The organism is Mycobacteroides sp. LB1 (assembly GCF_013449725.1).
Taxonomy (GTDB): Bacteria; Actinomycetota; Actinomycetes; order Mycobacteriales; family Mycobacteriaceae; genus Mycobacterium.
The window spans coordinates 290,147-304,749 of the sequence record NZ_JACCFF010000003.1 but is presented as its reverse complement, the minus strand read 5'-3'; the positions used below and the strand labels follow the sequence as shown (position 1 = coordinate 304,749).

The following is a 14,603-nucleotide window of genomic DNA, read 5'->3' as shown; positions in this document are numbered from 1 at the left end:
CTAAGGTCCCACCACGCGGCCCGTCACGGCACCCCGTACATCGGGTGCGCCGAGGCGGGCTGCGTCGGCCGTTCTATCATCGGGCGCGCGTTGCGATTCACGCTCGGCGGCAACGCGTTTCTGATAATGCTCGACCTCGCGATCGATATCGGCAGCGTCCCAGCCGAGCACCGGAGCCACCAATTCGGCGGCTTCCCGGGCCGCAGCATCGCCACGATCCCAGGTCTCGATCGCGATCCGTGTCCGCCGGGCGAGTAGATCGTCGAGATGCAGAGCACCCTCATGGCTGGCGGCGTAGACGATTTCCGCCTTCAGGTATGACGGCGCGCCATCCATCGGCATGCCCAGCTTCGGGTCATCGTCGATAAGTCCCAGCACCTCGTCGATCATCGACCCGTATCGGCCGAGCAGATGCTCGACGGTGTTCACCCGCAGACCGGTACGGGCGGCCACCCGCTCACGCGCATTCCACAGCGCGCCATAACCTTCAGCCCCCACCAATGGCACCCGTTCGGTGATGGACGCCGGCACCAACCGCTCCAGACCATGCACGGCATGGTCGACCGCATCCTTGGCCATGACACGGTAGGTGGTGTACTTACCACCCGCGATCATGGTGAGTCCCTTCACCGGGCTGGCCACCGCGTGTTCCCGCGAGAGCTTGCTTGTGGAGTCCGACTCACCCGAAAGTAGTGGCCGCAGACCGGCATACACACCTACTACGTCATCGCGATCCAGCGGATCGGCCAACAGCGCATTCGCCTGCTCCAGTAGATAGTCGATATCGGACTGACTGGCCGCCGGGTGTGCCAGGTCCAGATCCCAGTCGGTGTCGGTGGTTCCGATGATCCAGTGACTGCCCCACGGGATGACGAACAGCAGACTCTTCTCGGTACGGGTGATGATGCCCGCCGAGGAGTTGATCCGCGCCCTGGGCACCAGGATGTGCACACCTTTGGAGGCACGCACATTGAATTGCCCTCGACCACCGACCATTTGCTGAATCTCGTCGGTCCATACGCCGGCCGCGTTGATGGTCTGCCGGGCACGGACCTCGAACTCACGACCGCTCTCCAGGTCGCGTACCCGAACACCGACAACCTCATCGCGCTCGCGCAGAAATCCGATCACGCGGGTACTCGTCGCACACAGCGCCCCGTATCGGGCAGCTGTCCGCGCCAGCGTCATAGTGTGACGTGCATCGTCCACCTGTCCCTCGTAAAACTTGATCGCACCCCGGACATTCGTGCGGTTGACCGACGGAAATGCCTCAATCGTCTTGTGCCGCCCCAGGTGCCGCATGTGTGACGGCACGCCGCGGCCGGCACCCATGATGTCGTACACCCCAATGCCCAACCCGGCATACACCCTGTCGATCACCGGCGCCGAGAGCGGATACAGGAACGGAACCGGCCGGGCCAAATGCGGTGCCAGCGTCTTGAGCACCAGCTGGCGCTCGCGCAGCGCCTCGAACACCAGCGAGAAGTTGAACTGTTCGAGATACCGCAGTCCACCGTGGAACAGCTTCGAGGAGCGGCTCGAGGTACCGGCCGCATAGTCCCGTGCTTCTACCAAACCGGTTGTCAATCCGCGTGTTACCGCGTCAAGTGCAATTCCTGAACCAGTGACTCCGCCGCCGATGACGAGAATATCCAGCTCGTCGGCCTCCAACCGGGCCAATGCTGCCGCTCGACCCGTCGGGCTCAACGGTTCCGTTTTCGAACTCATGAGACGTCAACCCAATCCAGTGTGCGCTGTACAGCCTTTTTCCAGCCCGTGAACCCCTCGGCACGCTGCTGTTCCGTGATCGATGAGCTCCATCGCTTATCTTCCTGCCAGTTCTGTCGCAGGTCGTCGGCGTCCTTCCAAAAACCGACGGCCAGCCCTGCCGCATATGCCGCACCCAGCGCGGTTGTCTCGGCAACAACGGGTTTGACGACGTCGACGCCGAGCGTGTCGGCCTGGATTTGCATACAGAGTTCGTTGGCGGTGATACCGCCGTCCACCTTGAGCACCTCAAGGTGCACACCCGAGTCGGCCTCCATCGCCTCGACAACCTCACGGCTCTGATAGCAGATCGCCTCAAGCGTCGCGCGCGCCAGATGCGCGTTGGTGTTGAACCGCGACATCCCCACAATGGCTCCGCGTGCATCCGAACGCCAATACGGTGCAAACAGACCCGAGAATGCGGGCACGAAGTACATACCGCCACTGTCCGGTACCTGCCGGGCCAAATCCTCGCTCTCGGCGGCGCCGCTGATGATTCCCAGCTGATCTCGCAGCCATTGCACGGCTGATCCGGTCACCGCGATCGAACCCTCCAGTGCGTATACGGGTTTGTTGTTGGCGAACTGGTAGCAGACTGTGGTCAGCAGCCCATTCTTGGAACGCACCAGGTCTTCGCCGGTGTTGAGCAGCAGGAAATTGCCGGTGCCATAGGTGTTTTTCGCCTCGCCGGCCTCCAGACATACCTGACCGACCATGGCCGCCTGCTGGTCCCCGAGATCGCCGGTGAGCGGCACCTCACCCCGCGCGGGGCCCGAAAGCTGGGTCAAGCCATACGGTTCCGGTGATGATGAAGGCCGGATATCGGGCAGCATCTGCCGCGGCACACCGAAGAAACCAAGAAGTTCCTCATCCCAGTCGAGGGTCTCCAGATTCATCAACATGGTGCGGCTGGCGTTGGTGACGTCCGTGACATGCACCCCGCCATCGACTCCCCCGGTCAAATTCCACAACAGCCAGCTGTCGGTGGTTCCAAAGATCGCCTCGCCGTTCTCCGCGTCACGGCGCACCCCGTCGATGTTCTCGAGGATCCATTGGATCTTGCCGCCGGAGAAGTAGGTGGCCGGCGGCAACCCCGCCTTGCGTCGAATCACATCTCCCCGGCCGTCCCGGTCCAATGCGGAGGCGATGCGGTCGGTACGGGTGTCCTGCCACACGATGGCGTTGTAGTACGGGCGGCCGGTGCGCTTGTTCCACACCAGCGTTGTCTCGCGCTGGTTGGTAATACCCAGTGCCGCAAGGTCGATGGCACCGAGCCCCGTGGAGTTCAGTGCGGTAGTCAACACGGACGCGGTGCGCTCCCAGATCTCCACCGGGTTGTGTTCCACCCAGCCTGCCCGCGGCAGGATCTGCTGATGTTCGAGTTGATGGCGGCCCATCACCTCTCCGGCGTGGTTGAAGATCATGGCACGCGTGCTCGTCGTGCCCTGATCGATCGATGCCACGAAATCAGCCATTGGCGAACTCCTCGGTGTGCGAAGGGGGTTGGGTTACGAAATCGTCGTCTACAGGCAGGAAAGGTTCCACCAGGTACCGGTATAGCGCGGCGCCCAGAAGGCCACCGATAAGTGGACCGACGATCGGCACCCACCAGTACTGTGCGCCGTGCTGGTCCAGGAACGCCGTATCGAAGCCGGTGAGATACGACGCGAGCCGGGGACCGAAATCGCGTGCCGGGTTGATGGCATACCCGGCGATCGACCCCCACGCCATACCCAATCCGACGACAACCGCGCCAATCGCGAACGGCGTGGCGCTCTCGGACATGCGGATATTGCGCCGGTCCGTGATGGCGAAGATCAGGAACAGCAAGATGGCCGTGCCGATGATCTGGTCGCGCAGGCCGCCCCACAGGCTGACATCGAGCGCACCGTTACCCGGAAGCGTGGAGAAGACACCCTGTGTCGCAACGGTATGTCCGGGATCCACGGCCGCCAGCACGCTGCCGTAGTTCCACCGAACCAGCAGTGCCGCCACGAACGCCCCGGTGGTCTGGGCGGCGATGAACGGGAGAACCTGCTTCCATGGGAACCCGCGGAAGGCCGCCAACGCCACGGTGACCGCCGGGTTGAGATGCGCACCAGAAACACGAGCCGCGGCGAAGATGCCCAATGTGACGCCGATGCCCCAGGCCCAGACGATGGAGTTGTGGTTGCCATAGTCCTGGTCCCCCGCCGTGACCACCTGCGCGACGACACCCACGCCGAACAGGATCAGGATCAGCGTGCCGACGAACTCCGCAGCCAGCTGGCCCATGTGCCTCATCTCACCAAATCTAGGGGTGGGTGTCGCGGGTCACAAGAGATGGTATTCGGCATTGTCGAACGATCTTGATCGTTACTGGCTAGCCTGGGTTCCGATGCCCGGTTCTGTGCAGGCGGTCGAACGAGCGGCTGCGATCCTGCGAGTCCTGGCCGACAGCCCCGAGCCGCTGGGGGTCGGTCAGGTGGCGCGCGCGCTGGGTCTGCCCAAGCCCACCGCCCATGGACTGATCCGCACGCTGTACGAGGTCGGGTTCGTCGGCCAAGATCCGAACACCAGCCGGTACTTCCAGTCCGGCGTGATCGCCGCGCCTCCCGTGGCCCACAGCGCCAATTCGATACGTGCGCAATCGCTCAACTATGCGGACTCTCTCGCGGCTCGTTCCTCCGAAACCGTGCACGTCGCCGTGCTGGACGGCGCCGAAGCTGTCATCGCTCATCATGTCTTCGGGCCCAACGCATCCCGCGATACCGTGGACGTTGGCGCCCGGTGGCCCGCATATGCATGCGCACTCGGCAAGGTGCTCTTGGCCTTTCGCCCCGCCGCAGCCGATGCGGTGTTCGCCGAGCCACTGGAGCCCATGACCCATCGCACCGTCCGCACCCCACCACAGTTGAGACGTCAGCTGGCGGCGGTGCGAACCTCCGGGTGGGCGTGCGATGTCGGTGAGCTGTGGATCGACAATGCGGGTATTGCGGCACCGATCCGCGCTCGCGGCGGCCTGGTCATCGCGGCGATCGGCGTCAGCGGCCCCACCGACCGGCTATGCGATACCCGGCTCGTACCGCGGCCCCGCTTGGTGAATGAGGTGAGCCGTGTGGCTCGGGTGATCTCGGCCAATTTCGGATATCGGCTGCCCCGATGACGCGCTACGTAGCGGCGATCGACCAGGGCACCACCTCGACCCGGTGCATCCTGTTCGACCATGACGGACAGCTGGTTTCGGTCTCGCAATACGAGCATCGCCAGCACCATCCTCGCCCCGGCTGGGTCGAGCACGACGCGATGGAGATCTGGCGGACCACCAAACGCGTTGCAGAGGAGGCAATCTTCGCAGCGGATGCCACACCTGCGGATATCGCCGCGTTGGGCATCACCAATCAGCGTGAATCCACCGTGCTGTGGGATCGGACCACCGGACAGCCCGTGGCACGCTCGATAGTCTGGACCGACACCCGCACCGACATCCTGGTGCAGCAGCTCGCCGCCGACCATGGCGACCGGGTTCGTGAGCTGTCGGGACTCTCCTTCGAGACATACTTCGCCGGCCCGAAAATCCGGTGGCTCTTGGACTCCGACCCCAGCCTCAGGGCCAGAGCGCGAGCCGGCGAATTGATGTTCGGAACCATGGATACCTGGGTCCTATGGAACCTGACCGGCGGAGTCGATGGCGGCCTGCACGCCACCGATGTCACCAATGCCAGCCGCACCATGCTGATGGATCTACACACTCTGCAGTGGAGCGAGGAACTGTTATCCATCATGGACGTTCCCCGGTCCCTTTTGCCCGAAATACGTTCCTGCGTCGGCGATTTTGGCCACACGACCACAGCGGTGCCGGGCATTCGGATTGGCGCCATGATCGGCGACCAACAGGCGGCCTTGTTCGGACATACGTGCTTCCTTCCCGGGGAGGGCAAATGCACCCTCGGCACCGGCGGCTTCGTGCTGCTCAATACCGGTGCGACACCGGTTCATTCCGGCAATGGGATGGTCACCACGGTGGGCTATCAAATCCGCGATGAACCTCCGGTCTACGCGCTGGAGGGATCCATCGCCACCACCGGCTCACTGGTGCAGTGGCTCCGCGACGGGCTCGGGTTGATCAATGTTCCCTCCGAGGTGGAAACGCTGGCGCTCAGCGTTCCCGACAATGGGGGCTGCTACATCGTGCCCGCGTTCTACGGCATGTTCGCCCCGTATTGGGAACCGGCCGCCCGCGGTGTCATTGCCGGACTGACGGCGTACGTCACCAAGGGCCATCTCGCGCGCGCCGTGCTGGAGGCGACCGCGTGGCAGGTGCACGATGTCGTCGACGTCATGCAGGTCGATGCCGGGGTCTCACTGGCCAGCCTGCAGGTCGACGGCGGCATGACGGCCAACAACCTGCTCATGCAAACCCTTGCGGACGCAGTCGATGTTCCTATCCTGCGGACCACCGTCCCCGAGACGGTGTCCCTCGGCGCCGCCTATGCCGCGGGGCTTTCGGTCGGTTTCTGGAAGGACAAGGAAGAGCTGCGCCGCCACGGACATCGTGCGGGGCAATGGACGCCGCGAATGCCGACAGATCAGCGCGCCGCAGAGCTCGCGAACTGGCGCCTGGCCGTTACCAACACGTTGAATTGGAACACCGCATAGGAACAAGCGGCGTAAGGATCTTGTAAATCGCGGATGAGGCGGTTCGCCGAAAACCCTTACCATTCAGCGATTTCAGCTACTTCACAGCAATTACGCAGCACGGTGACAGCTGCGCTTATCAACTGACAGTTGTACTGTTTCAACTGTCACAAGGCTGTGGCGTACCGGCAATTCCGCTGCTCCATGAATCGCAGAGCGATTGGAGTCCCTCGTGCCACCATGCACTGTTCCGCAAGTTCGCTTCCACAACGGTGTCGACATTCCCCAACTCGGCCTCGGCGTCGCCGCCATTCCCGATGATGAGGCGGAAACTGTTGTCCGACAGGCTATTGAAGCCGGATACCGACATATCGACACCGCCACCAAGTACGGCAATGAACGCGGCGTCGGTCTCGGCATCTCCCGTTCCGACGTACCCAGGGAAGACATTTTCATCACCACGAAGCTATGGGTAGACGATTTCCGCGATGTCGCGGATGCTTTCGCCCGGAGCCTCGATGCCCTCGGCACCGGTTACGTTGACCTATTTCTAATCCATTGGCCCGCACCAGATAACGGGCAATATGTGGCCGCTTGGCGGCAGATCGTGCAGCTTTATCTCTCCGGCGCGATCCGTGCCATCGGTGTGTCCAACTTCGAACCCGAGCATGTGCACGCCATCGTCGACGAGACCGGTGTGCTACCCGTGGTCAACCAGGTAGAGCTGCACCCGTACTTCCAGCAGCGAGAATTACGGCAGTTCAACACCGAGCGCGAGATTGTGACCGAGGCATGGAGTCCGCTGGCTCAGGGCATCGGGACCGCGGGAGACTCTCTGCTGACCACGCTAGCAGCCAAGCACAATAAGACGACCGCGCAGCTGATCTTGCGATGGCACATTGAGCTCGGTCATGTGGTGATCCCCAAAACCTGCTCTCCTCACAGACTGGCCGAGAATCTACAGATATTCGACTTCAGTTTGTCTCCAGAGGATTTCGAGGTCTTCACCCAGCTCGATAACCCCGAAGGCCGATTAGGAACGCACCCCAACGAAGGATTCTCGGCGCATCATTCTCCGCGGAGCAGGTGGCACCGGGACAAGCCGGTGCGGCGGGCCGCCTGATCGGCGACCCGCCTCCGCGCGCGTCATCACTTCCAGGGTTCGACGCTCTCGCGCACCAGATCAATGCTCCACGGGCCGTCGGTCTCGGCGGTCTCGGTCACCGACCATCCCTTGAGACGTTGGATAGAGCCGCCCGTCACCTTGAAGACCTGCCCGGTCCACGGGTTCTTCTCGGTGCTCAAATACGCAACAAGCGGAGAGATGTTGGCGGGACTGAACATATCGAACTGTCCCTCATCGACCGGGGCCGCGAAGATCGCACCCATACCGGGGGTGGCGAGGGTGAGCCGGGTACGGGCAACGGGCGCAATAGCATTCACCTTGACCCCGTACCGCTCCAGCTCGGCGGCTGCGACACAGGACAGCGCCGCGATTGCCGCCTTGGCGGCACCGTAGTTGCCCTGCCCCGGGTTCGGCAGTGTCACACCGGAATCCGATGCGGTGTTGACGACGGTGGCCTTGACATCGGCGCCCGCCTTCGCCTGGGCCTTCCAATACGCTGCTGCGTGGCGCAGCACCGAGAAGTGGCCCTTGAGGTGCACCTGGATGACCGAATCCCACTGGTCTTCCTCGAGCCCGGCGACAAAACCATCGCGCAGAATCCCCGCGTTGTTCACGACGGCATCCAGCGTGCCGAACGTCTCGACGGCCTGGCTGACTAGGTTGGACGCACCCGCCCAAGTCGAGATGTTATCGGTGTTGGCAACGGCTTTGCCGCCGGCCGCAGTGATCTCGTCAACCACTTCCTGCGCCGGTCCCGCGTCCGACCCGCTGCCGTCATTGGCACCGCCGAGGTCGTTGACGACCACCGACGCGCCCTCCTTGGCGAAAAGCAGCGCGTGCTCACGACCGATGCCACGTCCGGCACCGGTGATGACCGCTACCCGTCCGTCAAGTTGTCCCATGTTTCTTCCCTTCGAGCTAGGAGACGGCCGCGTGGCCGTTTTTGATGACAAGGTCCTCGCCGACATTTGTTTCGTACGAGAAGGTGCCTGCGGCACCGTTGGTCCAGAAATTCGTGGTGATGTCCTGACCGGGCAGCACCGGCTTGGCGAACCGAACTGCCAGCTCCTTGAGCCGCTCGGTGCGCGAATCGGCCAGCTCGGTCAGGGCCGCCCATGAGGTAAAGGCCATGGTGCACAAGCCATGCGCGATGATGCCGGGTAGCCCAGCTGCCACCGCGGCATCGTTATCGAGGTGGATCGGCATCGGGTCACCGGCCGCAGGTGCGTACCGGAATGTCTGATCGTCGTCGACATGCTGCGTGAGCGTCGCGGCGGGCGCGTTGGCCTTAACCGCCTCGTCCAGCACGGCGCTTGGACCCAACTCTCCACGGGTCTCGCCGACGTCGTACTTCCTGAAGAAGAACGTCACCCACTGCTCGTTCACCAGATCGCCTGCAGCATCTCGTGTTTCGGCAAAGACCGTCCCACGGGTGCCGTTCTCCATGCCCTCGTAACCGATCATCTTCGATCGCGCCTTGAGGATGTCACCGGGTTTGATCGGCCGTGTGAAGCGAAAGAACTGCTCGCCATGCACCACTCGCGGGATCAATTGGTAGGGAACGACGCTCATCGTCGTGCCCACCAATGCCTGGAAGATCGGCACCACCGCGAAAACCGGGGGCGCCACCTCACCCTTCCGATGCTCCTCGATCGGGTCGTTGGTGGCCTCGGCGTAGGCGATCAACTTTTCCTTGTCGACCTCGATGGTCTCCTCGGCACCCCACTGGTCGAGGCCCTCGTTGTTGAACGGGTACTTGGTGTCAGCCATTATTTGCCAACCCCTTTCAGCGGTTTGCCGGCTTATAAGCGGTGATGACGCAGGCGCCACCGAGGCCGAGGTTGTGCTGCAGCGCCACACCGGTCTTCTCGGCCGCGCTCGCCACCTGACGCTTATCGGCATCGCCGCGCAGCTGCCAGGTCAGCTCGGCGCACTGCGCCAAACCGGTGGCCCCCAACGGGTGCCCCTTGGAGATCAGGCCTCCCGACGGGTTGACGACCCAGCGGCCACGGTAGGTGGTGTCGCCGTTGTCGATCAGCTTGCCGCCCTCACCCTCGGCACACAGTCCGAGTGCCTCGTAGGTGATCAGCTCGTTGGCAGAGAAGCAGTCGTGCAGCTCGATGACATCGACGTCGTCGGGCGAAATGCCGGCCTGCTCATAGACTTTCTGCGCCGCAAGCTTGGCCATATCGAACCCCACCAGGGTGATCGCCGACTTGGATTCCAGGGTTCCCGGGGTGTCGGTGGTCATTGCCTGGCCGACGATCTCCACTGCCCGGTCGCCGAGCCCGTTCGCCTCGACGAACCTCTCCGAGGCCAGGATGGCGGCACCCGAGCCGTCCGAGGTCGGCGAGCACTGCAGCTTGGTCAACGGCTCATAGATCATCTTGGCGTTCAGAATGTCCTCCAGGGTGTACTCCTCCTGGAACTGCGCGTACGGGTTGTTCACCGAGTGCTTGTGGTTCTTGTAACCGATCTTGGCGAAGTGCTCGGCGGTGGTGCCGTACTTCTGCATGTGCTCGCGCCCGGCCGCACCAAACATCCAGGGTGCAGGTGGGAAGGCGAAATCAAACAACCCGGCGAGCGCCTCTATGTGGCGCTGCATCGGCTGCTCGCGATCGGTGAAGGTCGCGCCCAGTGAGCCTGGCTGCATCTTCTCGAACCCAAGCGCCAGAGTGACATCGGCGAGCCCACCGCGGATCGCCTGCGCCGCATTGAACAACGCGGTCGAACCCGTCGAACAGTTGTTGTTGACGTTTGTGACCGGGATGCCGGTCATACCGAGCTCGTAGACGGCGCGCTGACCCGAGGTGGATTCACCCGCGCAGTACCCGACATAGGCCGCCTCCACCTTGTCGTAGTCGATACCGGCGTCGGTCAGCGCGTTGGTGCCCGACTCCTTGGCCATGACCGGGTAGTCCCAACCTTCACGTCGTCCGGGTTTCTCGAACTTCGTCATCCCGACGCCGATGACATAAACCTTCTCGGGGGCCTTAGGTGGCATCTTCCAAGCTCCTTTTGCACACACTTCAATGGGGGCATCGCCAACGTAACATACGTTCCATCCTGAATGTAAGAGCGAAAAGTGGGCACCTAACCGTTGCAATCACCGCATATAGAGACCAGCAATAGCCACGGTGAACGCGCGTCAAACCGTCATCCAACGGTTGAGGCGTTTACCTACAGCACAGTTTGTTTCTGCGGATTGGGCAGGGGCGCACGAAGTCGCAGCTCCAGCATCTGCTTTGCCCGGGACCAGCGACGGTCGCGGGTTTCCTGGGAGGAGGTCAAGCTGCTGAGGAGGACGCCGCGGATGATGTCCATGGCGAGCAGACCGAAATCGCGGCGGTCCTTGGGTGAGCTCGGGTGATCATCGTCAAGCACGTTGAGCGCCGACAGATTGTGCAGCACCATCTTCTCGAACTGGTCCAGGTGTACTCGCAGATCGGGCTCGGTCCGCGCTGCGATGAGCAGTTCCACCACCGCGATGAACATTGGCCCCTGGTGGATCCGCCACAGCACATCGAGGTACCGGTCGATCGGGTCGGCGGACTGGTCCATTGCCATCAGTTCTTCGAGCACCGCCTGCGTGCGCTTGAACGCGAGGTGGCGGACCGATTCCGCCATCAGCTCCGACTTGGACGGGAAGTGATGGATCAGCGCACCGCGGGTGACACCTGCACGATTCGCGATGCGGGCCGTGGTGGTGCCGGAGTAGCCGAACTCGATGAGGCAGTCGATGGTCGCCTCAAGCAGCCGAGCCCGCATTGCCGCCGAGCGTTCCTCCTGGGTGCGCCGTGGCGTGGGCATGCCCACATTGCACCACAGTCAGTCGAACGCAAATACGGCTATCTGCCGGAGACTTGATGGAAAATCTGCGACGCCTGCGCCTCGTACTTCGCGTAGGCGTCCGGGAACGCGGAACGCTGAACCGACTGCGCGGCTTGAGCAACGCTCATATCCTGCCAGCCGGACACCTTCACCAACTGGTCGTAGAACTTACCGGCCGACCTCGTCGGATCCATCAAATCAGCTGTGGCACCCCAGCTTTGGCGTTGCTGGAACGGCCCAACCGAGTCGTGGTCCTGTCCCACACCGTCATTGGGGAACATCATCGAGTCGGGCACCGAGGAATTCGCCAGACTCCGCAGGCCAGACTCCGTCAGCGCGGTCGCCAGCGCGATCTGGATGGCTTCAGGAGACAGCCCGCGACGCAGGCCCTCCTCGACGATCTTCCGGGCGACTTCCATCTGTCCGGCGTCCAAGTTCATGAATACGGACGGTCCGGAGGGCCGCAGCGCCGGAGCACCGGTATTGGAGTAGGTGCCGTCAGGTGTGCCGCCTCCGGAGCCGTGGCCGCCACCACTGCCACCGCTGCTGCCAAAACCACCCCCGTGGCCGCCTCCACTGCCGCCCCCGCTGCCACCGCCAAAACCGCCGTTCATGGCGCCACTCGCCGCGCCCGCGCCGGCACTCGACGGGACGAACGCCGCGGGCTGGGTATTGGCAGCCTGGTGTTCCTCATCGACATTCGCCGATGCCTTACGCAGATCGTTCGATGAGGTGCGATCGGCCTCTTCGAGCGACTTGAGCGCCTGACGAATCGCGTCGGTCAGCCGCCTGGCCTCTGCTTGTAGATCTTTGTTGCCCTCCGGCGCGGTGACGGTGCCGTCGTCGGCAACCTGCAGGCCCTTGGAGGTGGCCTCGTCCGCCAACGCCATCACCCGGTCACGCGCCGAGGTCAGAGAAGAGTGCCCGCCACGGACCGCGTCGGCAACGCTGGTGATCGCGAACGAGAGCCGGTTGGTCGAGGACTGCTCACTCGATGCCTGGTTGTATGCGGATTTGAACGAGCTGCCCTTCCAGTACGACTCCGCCGAATCGAGATCGCGGACCACACCATCGATGGACAGGTCCAGATTCTTGCTGGCGTCTTCGATGGCCTTTGCGGCCGCGTCGAGGTTGCCCATATCCCAACCACGTAGCTGCGAAATCGTCGGCCTCACAGCCTGACCTCCCCGGCCCTGGACACCTGCTTGCCGTTGACAGCGTCCTGACCCGTCAACGAACCCGAGCTGCGCTGAACAAAGTTCGAGATGACCTCGATGCGTTCCGATGCACCGCCTCCGGCGCGCTTGAGCGCCGCACTGACCGCCCGCAGCACCTCGGCGAACTCGGTGCCGGCGACCGCGTTGGCCGCTGCTTCGAAATCAACGTCGGGGAGCGCATCTTTTGCGCGCCCTGCCACCCGAGTCGCCAGACGTGACATCTCGGCACCATTGGCCTTCATGATGTCGCTCATAGATACCTCCCCAAGGAACCAGTCCTGCGCGCACGTGACGGTAATGCAAGCCGCGGGGTCCGGAGAACACAGTTACCACTCAACCCTGTTCACCTCGCGGTTCATCGTCAGAATGCGCTTCTGAACAGATACGACGGCACTAGTCCGGATTTGGTTCCATCTTTTTCAGCCTTTTTTCAGGGTTCTTCCTGCTGAAATCGTCCAGCACGCCGCGCAGGCAAATCGCCAGGTCCAAGGCGTTGGTTGGGGAACAATATGTCGCATGGGCGACGAAGTCGCGCGGACGCAGTTCACCGGTGAGCACCGCCGGGCCTACCGCACCAAGGTGCAGAACTGTCTGGACGTGTTCGAGACCATGCTGTCGGAGTCCCGATTCGACTTCGAGCGCCCGCTGACCGGCATGGAGATCGAATTCAACCTGGTCGACGGCGACTACCAGCCCGCGATGACGAACACCGAGGTACTCGCCTCGATCGCCGATCCGGCGTTTCAGACCGAACTGGGCGCCTACAACATCGAATTGAATGTGCCGCCCCGAGCACTTCCGGGCTCGGCGGCGCTCGAACTCGAGAACGACGTGCGCGCCAGCCTCAACGCCGCGGAGGAGCGTGCCGGCGAGCGGGGTGCGCACATCGTGATGATTGGCATCCTGCCGACGGTGATGCCCAAGCATCTCGACGGCGCCTGGATGAGCCCGTCCTCCCGGTATCGGGCACTGAACGACGCCGTGTTCACCGCGCGCGGTGAGGACATGCAGATCGATATCGTCGGCGCGGAACGGCTCAGTGTCAGGTCGCCGTCGATCGCCCCGGAATCGGCGTGTACGAGTATTCAGCTGCATCTACAGGTGGCACCTGACGATTTCGCCGCCAACTGGAACGCGGCCCAGGTGCTGGCGGGTCCGCAACTGGCTCTGGCCGCCAACTCACCGTTCTTCTTCGGCAAGTCATTGTGGGCGGAGACGCGGGTGGAGCTCTTCGCACAGTCCACCGACACCCGTCCGCAAGAGCTCAAGGTGCAGGGCGTGCGCCCCAGGGTGTGGTTTGGCGAGCGCTGGATCACCTCGATCTTCGACCTGTTCGAAGAGAATGTCCTCTACTTCCCGTCGCTGCTACCGGAGATTTCCGATGAGGACCCCGTGGCCGAGCTCGCAGCCGGAAGGGCGCCGAGACTTCAGGAACTGCGGTTGCACAACGGAACCGTCTACCGCTGGAACCGGCCGATCTATGACGTCGTCAATGGCACCCCGCATCTGCGGGTGGAGAACCGAGTATTGCCAGCCGGGCCGACGGTCATCGACGTGATGGCGAATGCCGCGTTCTATTACGGAGCGCTGCGCGCCCTCTCCGAGGATGACCGGCCGGTGTGGACCAAGATGACTTTCGCTGCGGCACATGACAATTTCCTCGAAGGTGCACGGCATGGTGCGGAGGCCAGGTTGTACTGGCCGGGAGTCGGAGAGATCACCGCCGACGAATTGACGCTGCGCCACCTGCTGCCGATGGCACACGAAGGGTTGCGACGCTGGGGGGTGGCCACCGAGGTGCGCGACCGCTATCTCGGCGTCATCGAGGCGCGCGCGAAGTCGGGTATCAACGGCGCGGTCTGGCAGAGGCGCACGGTGGGCGCGCTGGAGGACCGCGGGTTGAATCGCGATGCGGCGCTCACCGAAATGCTCCGGATGTATTGCGAACACATGCATTCCAACGAGCCGGTGCACACCTGGAAGTTGCCGGATTGACGCAACGCGCTGCGTCACCTCACCGCCCAAGCCGACGGCGGACACACCGA

13 protein-coding genes are annotated in these 14,603 nt (G+C 63.2%); 4 read left to right on the top strand and 9 right to left on the bottom strand.

What is annotated here, in order from left to right:
- From MLB1_RS15150 to MLB1_RS15140, 3 genes are read right to left on the bottom strand one after another with little or no spacing between them, the layout of a single operon-like run.
- On the bottom strand, positions 1–1,728 hold the full coding sequence (locus MLB1_RS15150; RefSeq protein ID WP_180750647.1) for a glycerol-3-phosphate dehydrogenase/oxidase: 1,728 nt from the start codon (positions 1,726–1,728) through the stop codon (positions 1–3).
- On the bottom strand, positions 1,725–3,242 hold the full coding sequence (gene glpK, locus MLB1_RS15145) for a glycerol kinase GlpK (RefSeq protein WP_180750646.1): 1,518 nt from the start codon (positions 3,240–3,242) through the stop codon (positions 1,725–1,727). The genes MLB1_RS15150 and glpK (MLB1_RS15145) overlap by 4 nt, the downstream gene beginning before the upstream one ends.
- Positions 3,235–4,041: an MIP/aquaporin family protein gene (locus MLB1_RS15140; protein ID WP_180750850.1), complete on the bottom strand. Its 807-nt coding sequence runs from the start codon at positions 4,039–4,041 to the stop codon at positions 3,235–3,237. The genes glpK (MLB1_RS15145) and MLB1_RS15140 overlap by 8 nt, the downstream gene beginning before the upstream one ends.
- Positions 4,042–4,144: 103 nt before the next feature.
- Between MLB1_RS15140 and MLB1_RS15135 the strand changes: the two genes are divergently transcribed.
- The 3 genes from MLB1_RS15135 (at position 4,145) to MLB1_RS15125 (ending at position 7,507) form a co-directional block, all read left to right on the top strand.
- Positions 4,145–4,912 carry an IclR family transcriptional regulator gene (locus MLB1_RS15135; RefSeq protein ID WP_180750645.1) on the top strand — a complete coding sequence of 256 codons (768 nt, stop codon included), beginning with the start codon at positions 4,145–4,147 and terminating at the stop codon, positions 4,910–4,912.
- A complete protein-coding gene (glpK, locus tag MLB1_RS15130; protein WP_180750644.1) occupies positions 4,909–6,405 on the top strand; it encodes a glycerol kinase GlpK in 1,497 nt (498 codons plus the stop codon). Before MLB1_RS15135 ends, glpK (MLB1_RS15130) begins: the two co-directional genes overlap by 4 nt.
- A 211-nt stretch (positions 6,406–6,616) precedes the next feature.
- The gene (locus tag MLB1_RS15125) at positions 6,617–7,507 is read left to right on the top strand and encodes an aldo/keto reductase (RefSeq protein ID WP_180750643.1); all 891 of its coding nucleotides are present in this window, start codon (positions 6,617–6,619) and stop codon (positions 7,505–7,507) included.
- A gap of 26 nt (positions 7,508–7,533) precedes the next feature.
- Here MLB1_RS15125 and MLB1_RS15120 read toward each other — a convergent pair whose 3' ends face one another.
- The 6 genes from MLB1_RS15120 to MLB1_RS15095 form a co-directional block, all read right to left on the bottom strand.
- Positions 7,534–8,412 (bottom strand): SDR family oxidoreductase, encoded by an 879-nt coding sequence (locus MLB1_RS15120; protein ID WP_180750642.1) that lies wholly within the window; start codon positions 8,410–8,412, stop codon positions 7,534–7,536.
- A 16-nt stretch (positions 8,413–8,428) separates the two neighbouring features.
- Positions 8,429–9,280, bottom strand: coding sequence for a MaoC/PaaZ C-terminal domain-containing protein (locus tag MLB1_RS15115; RefSeq protein WP_180750641.1), 852 nt, complete (start codon positions 9,278–9,280; stop codon positions 8,429–8,431).
- Positions 9,281–9,296: 16 nt separating this feature from the next.
- Positions 9,297–10,514 carry a lipid-transfer protein gene (locus tag MLB1_RS15110; RefSeq protein WP_180750640.1) on the bottom strand — a complete coding sequence of 406 codons (1,218 nt, stop codon included), beginning with the start codon at positions 10,512–10,514 and terminating at the stop codon, positions 9,297–9,299.
- Positions 10,515–10,690: 176 nt separating this feature from the next.
- The gene (locus MLB1_RS15105) at positions 10,691–11,320 is read right to left on the bottom strand and encodes a TetR/AcrR family transcriptional regulator (protein WP_180750639.1); all 630 of its coding nucleotides are present in this window, start codon (positions 11,318–11,320) and stop codon (positions 10,691–10,693) included.
- Positions 11,321–11,358: 38 nt separating this feature from the next.
- Complete coding sequence (locus MLB1_RS15100; protein WP_180750638.1) at positions 11,359–12,516, bottom strand: hypothetical protein; 1,158 nt, start codon at positions 12,514–12,516, stop codon at positions 11,359–11,361.
- On the bottom strand, positions 12,513–12,812 hold the full coding sequence (locus MLB1_RS15095; protein ID WP_180750637.1) for a hypothetical protein: 300 nt from the start codon (positions 12,810–12,812) through the stop codon (positions 12,513–12,515). Before MLB1_RS15095 ends, MLB1_RS15100 begins: the two co-directional genes overlap by 4 nt.
- 262 nt (positions 12,813–13,074) lie before the next feature.
- Between MLB1_RS15095 and MLB1_RS15090 the strand changes: the two genes are divergently transcribed.
- Positions 13,075–14,553, top strand: a complete 1,479-nt coding sequence (locus MLB1_RS15090; protein ID WP_180750636.1) for a glutamate-cysteine ligase family protein — start codon at positions 13,075–13,077, stop codon at positions 14,551–14,553.
- Positions 14,554–14,603 lie beyond the last annotated feature (50 nt).